The organism is Natronococcus pandeyae (assembly GCF_008122205.1).
GTDB classification, from domain to species: Archaea; Halobacteriota; Halobacteria; order Halobacteriales; family Natrialbaceae; genus Natronococcus; species Natronococcus pandeyae.
The window spans coordinates 1-17,940 of record NZ_PHNJ01000004.1; the positions used below are offsets into that span (position 1 = coordinate 1).

18 protein-coding genes are annotated in these 17,940 nt (G+C 64.2%); 8 read left to right on the forward strand and 10 right to left on the reverse strand.

The features are described 5' to 3' along the window. Positions 1–344: 344 nt before the first annotated feature. Complete coding sequence (locus tag CV102_RS08905) at positions 345–767, forward strand: DUF7344 domain-containing protein (protein WP_148857568.1); 423 nt, start codon at positions 345–347, stop codon at positions 765–767. A 128-nt stretch (positions 768–895) separates the two neighbouring features. Continuing rightward, positions 896–1,153 (forward strand): HalOD1 output domain-containing protein, encoded by a 258-nt coding sequence (locus CV102_RS08910; protein ID WP_148857570.1) that lies wholly within the window; start codon positions 896–898, stop codon positions 1,151–1,153. A gap of 483 nt (positions 1,154–1,636) precedes the next feature. Here the strand turns inward: CV102_RS08910 and coxB are convergent, their stop codons facing one another. Then, complete coding sequence (gene coxB, locus CV102_RS08915; RefSeq protein WP_148857571.1) at positions 1,637–2,413, reverse strand: cytochrome c oxidase subunit II; 777 nt, start codon at positions 2,411–2,413, stop codon at positions 1,637–1,639. Positions 2,414–2,629: 216 nt separating this feature from the next. Here coxB and CV102_RS08920 point away from each other — a divergent pair, with 216 nt between their 5' ends. The 3 genes from CV102_RS08920 (at position 2,630) to CV102_RS08930 (ending at position 5,916) form a co-directional block, all read left to right on the forward strand. Next, entirely contained in the window at positions 2,630–4,912 is a 2,283-nt protein-coding gene (locus tag CV102_RS08920; RefSeq protein WP_148857573.1) for a DUF6789 family protein, read from the forward strand. Beyond that, entirely contained in the window at positions 4,909–5,475 is a 567-nt protein-coding gene (locus CV102_RS08925) for a hypothetical protein (protein WP_148857574.1), read from the forward strand. The genes CV102_RS08920 and CV102_RS08925 overlap by 4 nt, the downstream gene beginning before the upstream one ends. 258 nt (positions 5,476–5,733) lie before the next feature. Beyond that, complete coding sequence (locus tag CV102_RS08930; protein ID WP_148857576.1) at positions 5,734–5,916, forward strand: hypothetical protein; 183 nt, start codon at positions 5,734–5,736, stop codon at positions 5,914–5,916. Positions 5,917–5,937: 21 nt separating this feature from the next. Here CV102_RS08930 and CV102_RS08935 read toward each other — a convergent pair whose 3' ends face one another. Beyond that, entirely contained in the window at positions 5,938–6,819 is an 882-nt protein-coding gene (locus CV102_RS08935) for a cytochrome c oxidase subunit 3 (protein ID WP_148857578.1), read from the reverse strand. A gap of 39 nt (positions 6,820–6,858) precedes the next feature. After that, complete coding sequence (locus CV102_RS08940; protein WP_148857579.1) at positions 6,859–8,244, reverse strand: NAD(P)/FAD-dependent oxidoreductase; 1,386 nt, start codon at positions 8,242–8,244, stop codon at positions 6,859–6,861. A gap of 124 nt (positions 8,245–8,368) precedes the next feature. Between CV102_RS08940 and CV102_RS08945 the strand changes: the two genes are divergently transcribed. Continuing rightward, positions 8,369–9,370 (forward strand): D-2-hydroxyacid dehydrogenase, encoded by a 1,002-nt coding sequence (locus CV102_RS08945; RefSeq protein ID WP_148857581.1) that lies wholly within the window; start codon positions 8,369–8,371, stop codon positions 9,368–9,370. 161 nt (positions 9,371–9,531) lie between these two features. Beyond that, positions 9,532–9,963, forward strand: a complete 432-nt coding sequence (locus CV102_RS08950) for a universal stress protein (RefSeq protein ID WP_148857583.1) — start codon at positions 9,532–9,534, stop codon at positions 9,961–9,963. Between the two features lie 35 nt (positions 9,964–9,998). Here the strand turns inward: CV102_RS08950 and CV102_RS08955 are convergent, their stop codons facing one another. Continuing rightward, entirely contained in the window at positions 9,999–10,397 is a 399-nt protein-coding gene (locus CV102_RS08955) for a DUF7344 domain-containing protein (protein WP_148857584.1), read from the reverse strand. 177 nt (positions 10,398–10,574) lie between these two features. Beyond that, entirely contained in the window at positions 10,575–11,609 is a 1,035-nt protein-coding gene (gene asd / locus CV102_RS08960) for an aspartate-semialdehyde dehydrogenase (RefSeq protein WP_148857586.1), read from the reverse strand. A gap of 270 nt (positions 11,610–11,879) precedes the next feature. On the opposite strand from asd, the gene CV102_RS08965 reads away from it, so the two are divergent. Continuing rightward, complete coding sequence (locus CV102_RS08965; RefSeq protein ID WP_233710652.1) at positions 11,880–12,143, forward strand: hypothetical protein; 264 nt, start codon at positions 11,880–11,882, stop codon at positions 12,141–12,143. Between the two features lie 125 nt (positions 12,144–12,268). On the opposite strand, the gene CV102_RS08970 is transcribed toward CV102_RS08965, so the two are convergent. From CV102_RS08970 to CV102_RS08995, 5 genes are all read right to left on the reverse strand, one after another. After that, positions 12,269–12,460 (reverse strand): 30S ribosomal protein S17e, encoded by a 192-nt coding sequence (locus tag CV102_RS08970; RefSeq protein WP_148857590.1) that lies wholly within the window; start codon positions 12,458–12,460, stop codon positions 12,269–12,271. Between the two features lie 102 nt (positions 12,461–12,562). Continuing rightward, on the reverse strand, positions 12,563–13,195 hold the full coding sequence (locus CV102_RS08975; protein ID WP_148857592.1) for a DUF447 domain-containing protein: 633 nt from the start codon (positions 13,193–13,195) through the stop codon (positions 12,563–12,565). Continuing rightward, complete coding sequence (locus CV102_RS08980) at positions 13,192–14,043, reverse strand: triphosphoribosyl-dephospho-CoA synthase (protein WP_148857594.1); 852 nt, start codon at positions 14,041–14,043, stop codon at positions 13,192–13,194. Before CV102_RS08980 ends, CV102_RS08975 begins: the two co-directional genes overlap by 4 nt. Positions 14,044–14,160: 117 nt before the next feature. After that, on the reverse strand, positions 14,161–16,101 hold the full coding sequence (locus tag CV102_RS08985; protein WP_148857596.1) for an outer membrane protein assembly factor BamB family protein: 1,941 nt from the start codon (positions 16,099–16,101) through the stop codon (positions 14,161–14,163). Between the two features lie 224 nt (positions 16,102–16,325). Beyond that, a complete protein-coding gene (locus CV102_RS08995) occupies positions 16,326–17,837 on the reverse strand; it encodes an outer membrane protein assembly factor BamB family protein (RefSeq protein WP_233710653.1) in 1,512 nt (503 codons plus the stop codon). Between the last annotated feature and the right edge of the window lie 103 nt (positions 17,838–17,940).

Consider the following 17,940-nt stretch of genomic DNA (forward strand, 5'->3'; position numbering starts at 1 on the left):
CCGCCTGCGTTTCGGCGAGTACTGGAGTGCGCGAGCCTCTGGGAAATCCGATTCGCCGCCTCCACTCATACTTTCATTCATCACGCGACCGACCAGCGGTCGCACCGTCCGGGGAGTGGTCCTTCCACTGCCCGGTTCCATCACTCACACAAAGCAGCGGCTCTGTGTGGGTTTTACTTTATCGATCAGTGACAACACCGTATTACCACTGTTTACACCTCGAAAAAGAGAGCGTGTCTCGCCTTGGCATGAAATTGGATAATAGTTCACATACAGCAACGATCTATCCCTCCCTAATATATTTGGACTCGGTCTTATGTAGGTGTAGTAACAACAGCTTGTGTATGCCAGAGCCGGAGCACGCCGACCTCGACACTGCTTTCGAACTTCTGTCTCGGTCACGCTGTCGGTACGCTATGTACTACCTTCTGGAAAACCAACATACCAACGTCGATAAACTTAGTAAAAAGATAACCGCATGGGAAGCAGAGAAACCCGTGCAATCAGTGACTGAAGAGAAGAAACAGACCGTTACGGCGTCACTGATCCACAATCACCTCCCACGACTTGCAGATTTAGGCATCATCGAATTCGACCACCGCAGCGGAGACCTGGCTGTTGCCGATGGATTCGAATCGGTTCGTGACTCGGTCGAACGTGCGCGAGCCCTCGACGATGGTCCGGTCGCCGACGAGGAGTCGGTCGATTCGGTTCTCTACAGTGATCCACTCACAGAAACGTCTCCGAACTCTTCCTCGAGCGAATAGGACGATATCTGGTCGAGATCGACGCTTCGCTTTTCGCTTCGGCTATTCGATGGCTGTCTGACGGCTGTCAGACGTGCGTCCGATCACGGTCCCCGGAATTTATGTATCAGACCGATGGCTCGAAAGCTATGGCGCACGCAAACGAGCTCCCACTCGTGATCGCAGAACGGATCGCGGAACGCGAAGATCTCACGTCGATCGATCTGCATCCCCCGCTCTATGAATCGATCGATACGGATGCCCTCGAGTCACTCCTCGAGTCGAGTGACGGCGCGGTTTCGGTATCGTTCACCTACCAGGGATACACCGTTCACGTCGATGGGACTGGGTCCGTTCGGCTCTCGGACCCGCCTACTGGCGAACCGCAGACGAAAGCGGAGGCGTGACGTCGTCCTCTCTGATCGATCAACGAGTCACAAATAAGAATACCGACGCTCAGGCTGTTTCGGCTGGGTTCTCGCAACTCCAGTATGGTCGATCGGGCCTCACGGTCGACCGCGAACGTGGCGGTCACCCTGTTTTATGAGTTCGTCGCTCTCGCCAGGGAACTCCGTCGAGACGATGCCGTGGGAGCGTCGCCACTCGGGGACTGGCGTCGGAGCACAGAAATATCGCCCGGAACACTAACGTCCAGCGTCATTCCGTGGCGGCATGCCGCGTCGGCTGGCTAACCCTCGTGCCGGGCGGGGAACAGGGACACGTTCCCGGGTGTGACGGCGGTAAACCGTCGAAGTCGATTCCGGTTGGAATCGTCGCTGTATGTCGCGTGCCTGGGTTCGCCGTACTGTCATCGCACCCGAATGGGTTTGCTCGGACGGGGACTAATGGCACGCACTCGAACTAGGGACGTGAGCGGTTTAAGTCTTCGTTCAGGGGGTGTCCGGTGCCGTCGCCTGCTCACCTTCGTTCTCCTCGAGCCACTCGTCGTAGGTCTCCCGGTCGACGACGATCACGTCTGCAGACATTCGTGAGTGGCCGGCACCGCAGAATTCGGTACAGACGGCGTCGTACTGGCCGGTCTCGTAGACGCTGGTCCGCAGTCGCGTGTACTCACCGGGGAACGCGTCCTGTTTGGCACCGAGATCCGAAATAAACAGCGAGTGGATGACCTCGTCGGCAGTCAGCCACATCGTGACGTCCTCGTCGGCAGGTATCACGATCTCGTTCTGGGTCGTTACGTCCGCCTCCGGATAGGTCGCCTCCCAGCCCCACTGGTACCCTCGAACGATCAACTCCTCGTCGTCGGTCTCGGGCAGGTCCTCGATCGAGCCGAACTCGTCGCCGGTTCCATCAGCGGCGAGATCGGCGGGCTGTGACGGAGAGACGTAGGGGCTAACGAGCACGCTGTACCCCGAGATACCGACGAACAGCAGGATGATCGCGGTCGCTGCGGTCCAGGTGATCTCGAGCGCGGGATCCTCGGCGGTCGGCTTCGGGTCGTCGTTGTCGTGGAACTTCACGGCGGCGTAGACGAGAATCATCAGCACGAACAGCGTGAGCGGAAGCGCGACGTAGAGGAGCTGGTAGTTGAGCCCGTCGATAAGGTCGCGGTTTTCGGACTGGGCCGCAACTGTCCCGGTCAGGGTGAGCAATCCTGTGAGGGTCCCGGCGACAGCGACGGCGATCGTCGATCTGCGACTATCCATTGCCGGGGATTCAATGACTGGGTTGTTATAATTCCACTATTAATGATCGGAAATACAGGGATTGATGAATGTTCTCGAAACAGATGTATTATTGGCGAACTCCGGTGGCGGATACCGATCGAGGTTCACTTTTATTGGAGTCGGTGGTGAGCGAACGGGTATGCATGCCGGCGATCGACGTGGCCAGGGTCGCACCGACGATGGAGGACCGAGGGGATGAGTCGGGCACTGGTACAACTCTCTCTGTTCGCCATCGTTCTGTTCGGTTGTCTCCTGACGCTCTACGTCGCACGTCGATTGCAGACCGACCCCTCACCCGACGGCGGATACCCGGTCGTCGGTGAGCGGCAACTGACCTGGGGAGAGGCGAAAGCGGCCGCTATCCGCTGGACGACGACGACGAACCATCGAGAGATCGGACTGCTCTACATCGCGTTCGGGACGGTTGCGGCGGTCTGGGGCGGCATCGACGCGATGATGCTCCGTACGCATCTCCTGACGCCCGCTGCCGATATCTGGACGGAACAGACCTACAACGAACTGTTCACGATGCACGGGCTGACGATGCTCATCTTCTTCGTCGCCCCGGTCTTTTTCGGACTCGGGAACTACTTCCTGCCGCTGTTGATCGGCGCCGACGATATGGCGTTCCCGCGTCTCAACGCCGTCGGATTCTGGATGCTTCCGCCCGCGCTCTTGCTCTCGAGGCTCGGGATCATCGCCGAGGTGACGGGCAAGTCGCTCGCGCTGGTCGTCCCCGAGAGCTGGCTCTCGATCCTGTTCGCGTTACGCGAGCCGGCGATCGGGTGGACCATGTACGCGCCGCTGTCGTCGACGACGCCGGATCCACAGATCAACTTCCTCTTGCTCGGGCTTCACCTGAGTGGCATCGCTACCACGATCGCAGCGATCAATTTCGTGACGACCATCGTCTACGAGCGCGCCGACGACGTCGGCTGGGCAAACCTCGACATCTTTTCGTGGACCATGCTCGTCACGAGCGGGATCGCCCTCTTCGCGTTTCCGCTGCTCGGAACCGCCCTGCTCATGCTGCTGTTCGACCGGAACTTCGGGACGACTTTCTTCGCCACCGAGGGTGGCGGCCCCATCCTCTGGCAGCACCTGTTCTGGTTCTGGGGTCATCCGGAGGTGTACATTATCTTCCTCCCCGCAACGGGGCTGATGAGCCTCATCCTGCCGAAGTTCGTCGGCCGCAAACTGTTCGGCTTCAAGTTTATCGTCTACTCGACGATCGCTATCGGGGTCCTTTCGTTCGGCGTCTGGGCCCACCATATGTTCACGACCGGGATCGATCCCCGCATCCGGGCGAGTTTTATGGCCACCTCGATCGCCATCGCAGTTCCGAGCGCGATCAAGGTGTTCAACTGGATCACCACGATGTGGAACGGCGACGTCAAACTCGCCGCCCCGACTATCCTCTGTGTCGGTTCGATCGGACTGTTCATCGTCGGCGGCGTCACTGGTATCTTCCTCGCGGTGATTCCGATCGACATCGTCTACCACGGGACCTACTACGTCGTCGGTCACTTCCACCTGATCGTGATGGGGATCATCCCTCTGATGATGTTCGCGGCGAGCTACTACTGGTATCCGCTGCTGACGGGACGGCTCTACGATCGACGGCTGGCGCTGTTCCAGTCGTCCCTGCTCGTCGTTGGCTCGGCGATCACGTTTATGACGCTCATGGCACTCGGATTCCTGGAGCAGCCCCGTCGGTACGCGACCTATCCGGCCGACTTCCAGATGCTACACGTCGTCGCCACGGTCGGCTCGTACACCATCGGACTCAGCGTTCTCCTGTGGTTTTACAATATGCTCTGGTCGTACTTCCGCGGCGAACCTGTCGAGACGGCCGACCCCTGGGATCTCAAGTCGACGAACCAGTTCACCCGCGAGTGGCAGTGGTTCGAGGAGAAACTCGAGCGCGAGCGCGGGATCCCCCCGAGCGAGCCCACGGAGGTTCGTCGAACCTACGTGCCGGCCCAGGAGGAGAAGCCGCCGTCGCTCTACGGCCGGATCGTGCCGGTCGCTCGAACCGTCGTCAACGACGCCAGTTCGGGCGCGATCGGTGGCTTCGTCGGAACGATGCTTATGACCGGCGTGTTGGCCATCGCCGTGTTGCTCGGCGCGTTCGACCTCGAGTCGTTCGCCGATCTGGCCACGCTCGTCGGGCTCCCCGCGAACGCCACGTTCGGATACGCGGTCTTTCTCGCCGGTGGGATGACGACCTGGCCCCTGCTGTTCCTGGCGCTCGGTGAGTACCTGCCGGGTGAACTGTCGCTGATCACCGGCCTCTGGTACTCGACGGTCATCGCCTCGGGGTTCGTCATCGGGTTCTACACCGGCCAGACGGGGCTCGAACTGGTCGCGTACCTGCTGTTCGTGTTGCTCTCCCACTGGGTCTACGGGCTCGGTCTCGCCGGGACGATCGAGTATCTCGGTGGTCGCCATCCGGCGCCGCCGGAGGAGCAATCATGAGCTCGGACGACCCACCCGAGCGTGACGGTCCCGCCGAGGACGATATCGAGATCGAGGGCGAACCGACCGAGTCCGAGGAGTCGCTGTTCCTCACGTACGTGGCGCCGTTTCTCGGCGTTCTCCTGATCGCCGTAGGAATCCCGCTCGCGATTCTCGGCGGCTACGTCGTCATGCAGGATACCCTGGGCCTCTGTGGCGATCCGGATATCGAGATCCGTGCCCTCGGAGCGGACGAGCGGCCGTCGTCGACCGTCGGGGATCTCGAGTACGAGGAGCTTTCGGACGCCGAGCAGCGCGCGCTCGAGGAGGCCATCGACAGCCCGCTCGAAGAAGCCACGGTCGAGGGTGAGATGGCGAACGAGGACGTCCTGCTCGAGGGTGCCGTCGTCGAGGTCAACGACGACCGGTACTACGTCCGTATCGCGTCACTGAACTCCTGTCTCGAGGCTGAACCACTGCTGTTCCCGATCGGTGTCATCGGGATTCTCCTGGGGGTGGCCGGCGTATTGACGCCGCCGATCTACCGGAAAATGGCCGGATTCGAGGAACGAATCCAGCGGTGACTTCCGGCGGAGTCGACCGAGTTCGGGCCGTCTGTGGCTCCGATCGGGTCGGCGTGAACCCGTTGTTGGAAACCTGATTCTCCCTCTGACGAAGGCTCGCGGAAATCGGATCATCCAGTGCTTCGAGCGCCTCGAGTCTCTCGAATCGACTGACGCCGACGCGCAGTGACCGGTCCGTTCTCGTCTGGGGTCGGTGGCTGTGCACTGTGGCTTTTTTCCACTGGACCTCGTACGTGATTTCCTCCCGAGGTGAACCCGGTGGCTGATAACGACGAGAAACAACGAGCCGCGGCGAGATGTGAACAGTGTGGTGAGATCGGAATCGTCGAGCGCCAGTCCAATGGGACGCTCAAACCGCTTGGACAGCCGACGCTCTGTGACTGCCCGGACGGCACGCTTCGCATCCTCGAGACCGATCCCGGTAGCGACGATCTTCCGTGAGGTGATTCGGACCCTTCGCCGTCACAGGGCGGCGCCGGCGTAGAGGACGACCACGAGGAACACCCAGACGAGGTCGACGAAGTGCCAGTACAGCGAGACGGTCGCGACGGAGGTGTCCCGATCGGGACCGTAGTGACCCCGGAGCCCGCGCCAGAAGACCACGGCGATGCCACCGACGCCCAGCGCGACGTGCAGGCCGTGCAGACCCGTCAGCCCGTAGAATGCACTCCCGAAGACGCCCGTCGAGAGCGCGAACCCTTCGTGAGCGACGAACTCGTAGTATTCGTAGGCCTGGCCGCCGAGGAAGACGATCCCCAGAACGAGCGTCGTCCCGAGCAGTCCGAGAAACCGCCGCCGGTTATCGTCGTGCAGCGCCTCGTGTGCGTAGTGGAAGGTGACGCTGCTGGCGATCAGGATCAGCGTGTTGACCAGGACCAGCGAGGTCAACAGCGGGGGCAACTCCTGTGGTGGCCAGCCGCCGACTCGGACGAAAAAGTAGTAGACGAACAGCGCGCCGAACGTCGAGACGTCCGTCGCCAGAAAGAGCAGCGTCGTCGAGACGTACGACTCGCGGGATTTTCCGTGCCCCTCTCGAGCCGCGCCGAGAAACGCCTGGTCGACCCAGCCGGCGACGCCGGCCAGCAGGACGATCGTTCCGAGGACGGCGAGAACGACGCCGACGACTGGGGGGAGAACGCCGGCAGCGGCCCCGAGCAGGGCGATCGCGACCCCGCTGTAGAGCCCGCCGGCGCCGAGCGCGGCGACGAGCGGCCACTTGCTCACGTGTTCGTGATCGTCGTGCCCGCCGTGTGATTCCGGAGGCGGATTGTGTGGCCCGTATCCGGCGCTGTCGGCTTGTAACCCGTCTTCTCGGGACGAGTCGGACCCGGTCCCTGTTCCCATACCCCCGATACCACGTCGATCCCGAAAAGGTACCGCCGATCAGTAGAAGTACTCGTCTTCGGTGAGCTGTACGTAACGGCCGTCGCGGTACGAGAACTTTCGCTTCTTGTAGGCCGCGAGGAGCTTCGTCGCGGCGATTCCGGCGGCGTACCCTCGCTCGATGATCGCCCCGCTCTTTTCGGTGCCCTGCATCTCGTTGACGGTCTCGAACGCTCGGTCCCAGTCGTCGGGTTCGTACTCCTCGACGATGTCGGCGAAGGCCACGTTGCGGATGATCTCGTCGCCGATCGCGCGCTTCCAGACGTCGTTGTAGCTCTCGAGTGAGTCGGTTGCGGCGAGTCGGCCGGCGATCTTCCCCGTGCGAACCGCGACGTGGTAGCCCCCCTCGTGGAACGCCGAAGTCGTCCCCATCGCACCGCCTGCGACGGCGATGTTCGCTCCGACGGGAGATTCGATCGGCCGCGTCGAGGAGATCGGATACGTCTCCGTTCCCTTCGACTTCCCGCGGTCCTCGACGATCGGGATGTCCACTTCGATGTCGTACTCGTCGCCGTACTCCCGCTCGAGCAGCCGTCGGATGTACTCCGATCCCGACGGAATCTGCTCGTCGGTCGGTTCCAGGAGCTTGTACGAGCCGGGGTTCGGGACGTCCTCGAGATCCATCCCGATGGGCATCGTCAGGCCGACGCGGGCGACCGTTCCGTCGTTGGGGAACACCCACGGGTAGGCGGTCTCGCCGGGCATGTACCCCCACCAGAATTTGAGGGTGTCCTCGAACTCTGCGAACAGCTCCTCCGGGAACTCCCGGTACTCCTGGTAGGCGATGTGGTTCGCCTCAGGTGGCGAGAGGTACTCCGAGACGCTCCGACCGGGGGCGGTAAACTGGTCCAGCGCCTCGAGCGTGATCCGCCGTTGTGGGCCGTCCGCGAGGACGACGTACTGGGCCTCGACCTGGTCGCCGTTCGAGAGCGTCAGTGTGTGGGTCGGTCCACCCTGTGCTCGCAGGTCGGTCTCGAGAGATTTCACGCCCGTTCCGACACGGAGGTCGGCACCCGCGTCGGTCGCCCGTTCGTGGAGCCAGTCGTCCATGCGGGCCCGGTGAAACGTGTAGCCGAAGTGTGGATACTCGGCGTCGATTCCCGTGGTCCGTAGTTCGAGCCGACTCTCGGGGCCGACGAACTCGGTGAGTTCGAGTTCCTGTAGGATGACGTCGTCGGGAATCTCCCGATAGTCGAAATTCATGATGTCGATCCAGTAGTCGAGCATGCCGGCGGCGTCGGTCGAGTCGGGGCCGAGGTCCGTTCGGTCCTCCCGCGGCACACCCTGTTCGAACAGGACCGTCTCGGCGCCGTGGGCGGCGGCCCGCTCCGCAGCACAGCTACCCGCGGGCCCGCCGCCGACGATCGCGACGTCAACGCGTTCCATACTCGGTTGGGTCTCAGCGGGCCATATTAAACTGCCTGAAACTCGTATCGAAAAACCATCGTGTTGTCAGCAACGGAGCCCCGTGAACTGAACGTTTTTCACGACACCGGTCGACGCCACTGATATGACCGCTGCCGACGAGACGACGTCACGCGGTGGGACCGACGATCCGGATCTGCTCGTCCTCCGAAAGGGAACCCACGGGATACCGATCGAACAGTACGCTGGGGCACTCCGGGACCGACTCCCCGATCGAACCGTCAAACTCGCCCGTACGCCCGGCACAGAGCGCGAAGCGATCGAGGACGCCCGCTTCGTCACCGGGATGGTCCTCGACGAGGAGTTGCTCGAGGCCGCCACGAACCTCGAGGTGTTCGCCTGCGCCTACGCCGGTACCGGCCATCTGCCGCTCGACCGGCTCGAGGAGCGCGAGGTCACGGTGACGAACGCCTCGGGCGTCCACGGCCCGAACATCGGCGAACACGTCCTGGGCTCGATCCTCTACTTCACCCGGCGGTTCAACGTCGCCGAGCGCAGACAGCGCCGGCGCGAGTGGCGCCACTACCAGGCCCACGAACTCCAGGGCTCGACCGTGACGGTCGTCGGCCTCGGCGCGATCGGCCAGGCGGTCTGCGAGCGACTCGAGCCGTTCGGCGTCGACACGATCGGTGTCCGCTACTCGCCCGAGAAGGGCGGCCCGACGGACGAGGTCGTCGGCTTCGACGAGGAGCCGTTCCACGACGCGCTCGCCAGAACGGATTACCTCGTGCTCGCGTGCCCGCTCACGGACGTCACCCGTGGCCTGATCGATCACGACGCCATGACCACGCTCGATCCCGAGGCCGTGATCGTCAACGTCGCCCGCGGTCCGGTGATCGACACCGACGCGCTCGTCGACGCGCTGCGCTCGAACTGGATCCGCGGCGCCGCCCTCGACGTCACCGATCCCGAACCGCTGCCCGAAGATCACCCGCTGTGGAACCTCGGGAACGTTCAGATCACGCCGCACAACGCCGGCCACACGCCGAAGTACTACGAGCGACTGGCCGATATCGTCGCCCAGAACGTCCGCCGGTTCGACACGGAGGGGTCAGATGCCGACCTCGAGAACCAGGTCACTCTCTGAGCGGCCTCGAGCGCGGTCGGTTTTCCGGCGGGCCTCGCCAGTTCCGCGTGCATCTTTTTTATCAGGGCGAACGACACTCCGACCATGGAAGCGCGAGCGACCGCTCGGTCGACGTTCCCGTATCGTCTCACTACTTGCAACTCGGCCCTGGAGGTGAGCCGATGACGCTCACGTTCGACGGGACGGTGATCGTTCCCGTGGCCGATCCGGAGGACGGCGAACGAACCGCCGCCGGGCTCAAGCCACACCTCGAGCCGAACAGCACGGTAATCGCGGTCAACGTCATCGAGAAAGCGGGCGGCGGGATCGACAAGGCCCCGATGGAACAGCGCGAGGAGCACGCAGACGACATGTTCAGACGGGTCAGAGCGACGCTCGATGACGCGCCTAGCGCGCTCGAGACGGAGACCATCTACGGCACCGACGTCGTCGAACGGATCTTCGAGGCTGCGCGGGAGGAACGCGCCGACGCCGTCGTATTCACCGCCCGCGAAGGGAACCGACTCGCCGAGTTGCTCACCGGCGACGTGGCGAGACGGCTGGTCAAGGAGGGATCCGTGCCGGTCGTCGCCCTGCCACAGGACGAGTCCTGAAGGCGACGACCGAACGCCGACAGCAGTTCGGGCTGTTACTCGTCGTCAGGTCCGTCGATCGAATTCAGTCGAGACAGAAGTTCCGTTCCGCCCTCGCGAAGAGAGACGGTGTTCGTCTCGAGGTCGAACTCGACGGCGTCGGCCTCCGCCAGTTTCGGGACGTGGACGTGACGCAGCGAGATCCGGATGCGGCGGCGCGTTCCGAGGAGTGCATCACCCAGGTCGGCGACCGGACCGTTCTCGCCGGGTCGTTCCTCGAGCGCGAGGTGGTCGGCGAGTTCGCCCAGTGAAACGGGCGAGTCGGCCGTCTCGAGGTAGCGGAGGACGATTCGGCGGCGGCGATCCGCGAGCAGATCGAACGTCGAACCGCTCTCGTCACGAGATTCCGTCGCGGGCGTCGTCAGGGATTCCGGATCCGAGATGGCGGGAAGCATTACCTGGTGTAGCGACCAGACGCATTTGTGCACCCCGCCAAACTGTGAAGGTGGCGACGGCGGGTTCGGCAGGGAGTCCCCTTCTCGAGCGCGAACGACGGCGTTCCGACTCGAGGAGGAACTGCCGAACGAAATGACGGACGGGACGAAAACGGCGGCGAAGAACTCGAACGCGGCCTAGAGGTAGCCGTTCTCGAGCAGCAGTTCGCCGTTCAGGACGCTCGCGCCGGCGGCGCCGCGGATCGTGTTGTGCGCGAGGCAGTTGTACTGCAGCCCGAACGTCGACTCGCGTAGTCCGCCGGCAGCAATCGCCATTCCGTCGCCGAGGGTGCGGTCGAGTCGCGGCTGCGGTCGGTCTGGCTCCTCGAAGACGTGGATGAGCTGTTCGGGCGAGGAGCGCAGGTCGAGCGAGGGGTACTCCTGCATCGCCTCGGCGGCCTCGTCAGGGGTCAGATCGTCTTCGGTCTCGACCCAGACGTTCTCGAGGTGGCCGTCGATCGTCGGGATTCGGTTACAGGAGGCGCCGACCTCGACGCTGTTGTGGCTCAGTTCAGCGCCGTCGAACGTACCGAGCAGTTTGCGGGACTCGGTCTCGAGTTTGTCCTCCTCGCTGCCGATGTACGGGATGGCGTTGTCGATGATCTCCATCGAACTGACGCCGTCGTAGCCGGCACCAGAGACGGCCTGAAGGGTCGCGACGTGGACCTTCTCGAGGCCGAACTCCGCGAGCGCGGCGAGGGTAGGGACGAAGGTGATCGTCGAACAGTTGGGGTTCTTGACCATCGCGCCGTCCCAGCCGCGCTCGTCGCGCTGGACCTCGAGGAGGTCGAGGTGTTCGGCGTTGACCTCCGGGATGACGAGCGGCACGTCGTCGTCCATCCGCGCGTTCGAGGAGTTCGATGACATGACGTAGCCCGCCTCACAGAACGCCGGTTCGACCTTCGCACCGACGCTCGAGGGGAGCGAGGAGAACAGCAGGTCGACGTCGTTGGGCACCGCGTCCGGCTCGGTCGCCGAGACGGTCATCCCCGCGACGTCGTCCGGGATGGGGGTATCGACACGCCACTTCGCGGCCTGTCGGTACGTTTTGCCGGCGCTCGATTCGCTCGCGGTCAGTGCGGCGATTTCGAACTCCGGGTGTGGTTCGAGAAGCTGAATGAGTCGTTGCCCGACGGCACCGGTTGCGCCGAGTAGGCCTACTCGTACTGCCATTTTCCCGTCCTCGGAGTTGTGACCGCAAAACGGTTTGGATTTCCGCGACTGCCGTGGCGTCGTCACAGCCGAGTGAACTGTCCGCGGTGGTGATCGTCGGCAGACGACCGCATAGAAGAAATTAAGAAAACGGAGTGGGAGGTATCGACCGATGCACTACCAGGATCCACGCGTTTCGAGTACCGATCCGGTCCGGTTCGCGTCGGCAGCGGACGCCGAGACAACCGTTCAGCGACGCGTCGTCACCGCCAGCGATTCGGGGTGGTCCCGATGACGGGTTCGACCGCAAACACCGGCGATCTGGGCCTGTTCGATACGACGTTCAGCACCGGCGCGACGGTCCTCTCGGCGCTCGCGCTCCTGATCGGAATCGGCTTCATGGTGATGGGGTACCAGGATATGGCCCTTCCCGTCGTCGGAACAGAGCTCTCGATTCTCACGGGAATGGTCGGTCTTCTCGCCGGGCTATTTGTCGGTCTCGTGGCGTTCGTCGCGGCGGTTTACATGGAACCCGGCTTCGACGACGAACACTAGCTGGACACTCGGCATACCGAACGACTGTTCTTCGACTCGTGCGTTCGACTCGCGGCTACTGACGGCTCTCGGGATTCGAGTACAGTGTGTCTTCTCGAACTACCTCGTTCGAGTCGAGAATCGAGTTACGCTGCAGTTTCGGCGCCTTTCTTCCGCGTGACGTAGCCGGCGATTCGGTTGCGAACGCCCTTGGATTCGACGTTCGTGAGCTTATCCACGCTGTCCTTGTTCTGTTCGAAGTCGGTCGTGAACGCGTCCGGGTACCGCTCCAGCAGCAGGTTCCCGGTCTTCTTGACGTAGGCCGGTTTGATTGCCATACAGGGTGGTTCTTCGAGCGCGCCCTAAAGCCATTCGTTCTGCGGCGGGTCCAGTATCGCGGATTTCCGGCGTGGGATACGGCGGTCGGCGTCTCCACTCTGTCACCACTCCGAGTACTCGCGCACGCGCTCGAGTGCGTCTCGTTCCCGTTTGCTCCCGGCACGGTCGACGACCGACGCGCAGTACCCGAGGCGCTCGCGCAGTTCCCCTTCGTCGTACCCTTCTACACCGAGCCGCGAGACGGCGACGGTCGCCTCGATCACAGCGCCGAAGCCGCGGTCGATCGTCGGCACGGTTTCCGAGACGATTTCGGACTCGAGGGGGTGAAGCTCCCACTTCTCCCAGCCCGTCTCCTCCTCGGTTCCCGAATCGACCTGCTCGACCCGTACCCGAACCCAGGCGTTCGCCGAGTCGAGGACCGGTTCCTCGAGTTCGTGGATCGAGAGCGCCGCGTCGACGAAGGCGATGGGGTCGACGGTGAACTGGACGTAGCCCTCTCCCTGGCGGTGGAAGTTCCGACGAGTCCGAGTGTTTCCCCAGGTCGTCGCGGTGACGGGACCCCGGTCATCGTCGTCATCGTCATCGTCGCCGAACAGTCCGAGTGCGGCGGCGTTCCACCGGCCGTTCGGTCCCAGGGTCGTCACGACGGACTCGGTGACGCCCTCGAGCGGAACGGGCCACTCGACCGTCTCGGCGCTCGCGTTCGCCCCCTCTGACCCCGGATCGTCGCTCATAGCGTGATCGTTTCGTGCTCGAGGGCGATGAACAGTCCGGCCGCGGTGACGTCCGCCGTCGTCCCCGGATTGATCCCGCGGTCGACGAGTTCGTCGGCGAACGCCTCGACCGCCTCGCGGTCCGTCTCGACGGCGTCGCGCTCGTGGAGTTCGGCGGCGCGTTCGGTCACCTCCGCCGCGACGGCCTCCCCGCTGCGTTTCGCCACGAGGGTGTCGGGCCGCTCCGCCAGCAGGGAGAGAAAGACCGACGCGGTTCGCTCGAGGATCGGTCCGTCGGCCGCGGCGAGCCGTTCGGCGGCGGTAAAGGAGCGATCGAAGCCAGTGACCCACTCGCGGGCGACGTCGTCGCCGGGAACGCTCCGGTCCATCACGTCGAGCAGCGTCAGGCCGCGGTCTTCGAGCGCCGGGATCGCGTCGGCCCCGCGGCGAACGTCGAGCGGTTCCATCGTCTCGGGCGGCTCCGAGACGAAGACGTCGACGTGCTCGAACGAGCGGTAGAACGCGGCCGCGTCGGAGACGGTCGTTCCCTCGAGAACCGACTCGACGACGGGCTGTGAGAGGTCGTCGCGGGCGGCCCGGACGAGCGGCACGAGTAACAGGAGCGCGCCGAACTGGGTGTTGCCGCCCTTCTGGGCAGCCATCCCTTCGACGGCACGCTCGAACGCCGGGCCGACCGCTGCGCCGCTCGCCGCCAGGTCGAGGCCGTCGCGAGCGCCGACGGCGCCCGCGAGGAAGTGTTCGAAGCGCAGGTCGTCGAGGTCGCGGTGACGGTCGACGTTGCCGGGTTTGGGGGTCCCGGCAACCTCGAGCAGGAGCGCGAGTTCGGCGTTCCGATCTGGCTCGGTCATGCGTACTCGTGGGTGCCGGCGAGGCTTAGGAGTAGGTGTCTTCCCCGCGCCCTCGTCCCGTGCTATCGCCGCGAGTTACGCGAGACTCAGCCGTGACGCGCTCGAGGCGGCCGACGATTACTCGGCGTTCTCCGGGGCATCCTCGGTGGCCCGACGGCGGAGCCACTCGAGGCCGAGCGCGCCGCCGACGATGCCCGCGCCGGTCGTAAAGCCGGGCATCCCCTCGGAGTCGTCCGTCTCGTCCGCAGGGTCGTCCGCTTCGTCGGTCTCGCCGTCGCCGTCTTCGTCGTCCGCATCACCGCCGACGTCCGTATCGTCGTCGCCGTCGTCTTCGGCGTCTGCGCCGGTTTCGTCATCGTCCTCGTCGGCTGGGTCATCGCCGTCTCCGTCGGCCGGTGCGTCGTCGCCAGTCGAGTCATCACCGTCGTCTTCGTCAGTCGCATCATCGCCACCGGCCCCGTCGTCCTCATCGGCTCCGGTTTCGCCGTCGTCTTCACCCCCTTCGAACTCACCGTCATCCTCTTCGTCGGCATGGTGGTCGTCGTCCGCCGGTTCCTCCTCACCTTCCGATGGCTCTTCGTCACCGTCGTCGGTCGGTCCCTCGTCGTCCGACTCCCCGTCCTCGGTGTTGTCCGTCGTCTCCTCGTCGTCCGACGGCTCCTCATCACCGTCGCCGGGCGACTCCTCGTCCTCGTCGCCTTCCGCCGGTTCGTCGGTCTCGTCGTCTCCCGTCTCCGCTTCTTCGTCCGACTCTTCGTCGCCGTTCTCGTCGTCTTCGCTCTCGTCCCCGTCGTCGTCTTTGCCTTCGTCCTCGCCGTCATCGCCCTCGCCCTCGTCTCCGCCGTCGTCGGCCGGCCGAACGGCGACGATTCCGTCCTCTCTCTGGGTGTAGATCGTCTCGCCCTCGACGGCGAGGAACGGGACGTCGGCACCGTCGCTCCAGACATCCCCCTCGAGTTCGAACGCCCACTTCTCGCTCCCGTCCTCGAGATCGATCCCGAGGATCCTGTCGCCCTCTCGCTGGTCTGCTCCCGGTCTCGAGTGGCTGTGAGCGACGACGACGGTATCGCCGGCGATCACCGGCGCGCCGTGGGCGTACGATCCGTCGAGGCTCCACTCGTCGCCCGCCGTCTCCTCGCCGAGCGTAGTCCGTCTGATCGCGTATCGCCCCTGCGTGACCGCCGCCCGGTTCGTGGCGGACATCACGTAGGCGTCACTGATCCCCCTCTCGATTTCCCTGGTCTCGATATCGAAGATCTGGACCGATTCCTCGCTGGAGCTCTGGACGAGAAGCGTCTCGTCCGTCGCGGCAAGACTGTCCACGCCCACGTCGATACGCCCGGTCCACCGCGTCTTTCCGGTCAGCGGATCCAGTTCGGCCAACCCGCCCGGCGCGTCGAGCGACGCCCAGATCGCCCCGTTCGTCGCGACGACGCCCGTTTGCCGCCTGTAGAACGAATGCGGGTGTTTCTCACCGTCGTATCCTTCGGCCTCGACGGAGTCGCGCTTCCACCGCCGAGATCCGTCGGTCGCGTCGAACGCGTAGAGCGATCCCTCGAAGAGGAGATAGGCCGTGCCGTAGGCGACCAACGGCGACGGCACCGACTCGTCGCTGTCGAACTCCGCTTCCCAGCGAACCTCGCCGGTGTCGGCGTTGAGCGCTCGCAACCGGTCGCCGCCAACGTAAACGGACTCCCCGGCGACGGTCGGTTCGCTCCAGTGGGTTCCGAGGCCGTCCCGGTCCCACTGGAGCGAGCCGTCCGCCGCGTCGAGTGCGTGGAGTTCGGACCCCGTCCGGAGGTAGACCGTCCCGTCGACGATCGCCGGACGACCGCCTCTCTCGTACTGCCAGGCGACAGTTTCGGGCTGCTCGAGGCCGGTCGCCGACTTTCGGTCGTTTCGTGGACCCCCGTCTCTCGACGACCAGCCGTCGGCCTCCCCGAGCGACGGCAGCTCTTCGTCCGATTCGGTTGCCCCTGCTCCGAGAGAAGCGAACACGCTCCCGGTCGTAAGCGCTGCACCAGTCGCCAGTACGGATCGGCGATGCCAGCGTGACATACTGGCGGTACCACGACTAGTAGCATTACTATCAGGTCGCTATGCCGGAATTGGACCAGATACAACTGTTTCGAACGAGAGATCTGCCGAAACTCCGTGAAACAGTCGGGATATTCGATCAGATTTCCGAAAACCCGCCTCGGGAGTATTGAGGAAGGCGGGCGCCGCGTTACCGTCGGCGTCGAACAGTCGCGTCGCCTGTCGCTCTCAGCGAGGGAGCACTGCTACTTCTCGACCGTTTCCTTACTGCTCGCTCGGCGACGGAGCCACTCGAGACCGACCGCGCCGCCGAGGAGAGCGCCACCGCCGGTGAAGCCAGGCACGCTGTCCCCTCCGTCCCCGTCGTCCGTCTCGACTGGTTCCTCCGTCTCGGTGTCGTCCGGTTCGGAGTCAGAACCGGACTGTTCGTCGTCCGCGGTACTATCGGTCTCTTCGCTCTCGCCTTCGTCGTCCTCCTCTCCGTCCTCGTCCGCCGCTTCGCCCGTCTCAGTGCCTTCGTCGTCCGCCGCTTCGTTTCCGTCGTCCGCATCGTCCTCGCCGTCGCCGGCCGGTCGAATAGCCGTCAACCCTTCGTTGCGGTTGACGTAAACCACTCCGTCGTCGACGATACATTCGACGGAGAAGCCGTCACTCCACTGCTTCTCGTCGAACTCGAACGCCCACTTTTCGCTCCCGTCCTCGAGTTCGAGTCCGACGATCTCGTCGACCCTCGAGGAGTCGTCTTTGTCGTGGGCGAGGACGACCGTGTCGCCGGCGATCGTCGGGGTACCGAACACGTACGGCGCCGCGGCATCCCACGAGATGCTCGGCCCAATCGCCTCGAGTCCGTGCCGACCGCGCGTGATCGCCGTCTCGTCGGTTGCGGCGGTCACGAACGCATCCGAAACGATCCCTACGCTCTCCCTCGAGGTGACGTCGAAAACGATCACACCTTCTTCCGCCGGATCCTCGATGAAGAGTCGCTCCTCGGTCGCCGTGAGTCCGTTCCCGAGGTGGCCCGTGTCCAGGTGGTCGGACCACCGCGTCTCGCCCGTCAGCGGATCGAGCGCGACCAGCGCGTCCGTCCCCGCGAGTCCCTCGTTGCGCCGCTCGTCGAGCAGCGCCCAGATCGTCCCGTGAGTCGCGGCTACCGTGCCGTAGCCGCTGTTGAACGCGTAGGCGAACTCCCTGGGACCGTTCCGATCCTGTGGCTGATGGGTCACCCCGACGAACTCTCGCTCCCAGCGAAGCGAACCGTCGGCCGCGTCGAACGCGTAGAGTGCTCCGTCCACGGCCACGTAGACCGCTCCGAACGCGACCGTCGGCGCGGGGACGGATGCCCCGTCGTCGAACGCTTCCGTCCATCGAACCTCCCCCGTCGACGCCTCGAGTGCCGTCAGTTCCGCACCACCGACGTAGACCGCGTCGCCGTCGACGGCCGGCGTTCCGGCGGCGCTGATCTCCTGTTGTACCCACAGGAGCGTGCCGTCGTCCGCGTCGAGGGCGTGTAGTTCGCCGCTCGTCTGCAGGTAGACGGTTCCGTCGACGACTGCGGCCAGTCCGTTGTGCTCGTACTGCCAGGCGACCGCCGTCAGTTCGTCGAAGCCGCCCGCCGACGGAACGTGCCGAGTGTTCCCAGCCGTTCCGCCGTGAGAGGTCCACCCTTCGGGTTCCTCGAGCGCTGGTCCGTCGTTCGTACTCCCCGCTCCCACCGAAGCGAGGGCGGTGCCAGTCGCGAGTGCTGCACCAGTAGCCACCACCGATCGTCGATACCAGTCGGTCATAGACACCTCAATCCAGATTTATTGTATTACTATCCTTCTACTAATTCACGTTTCCCTATAAAAACAGTCGCGAAAT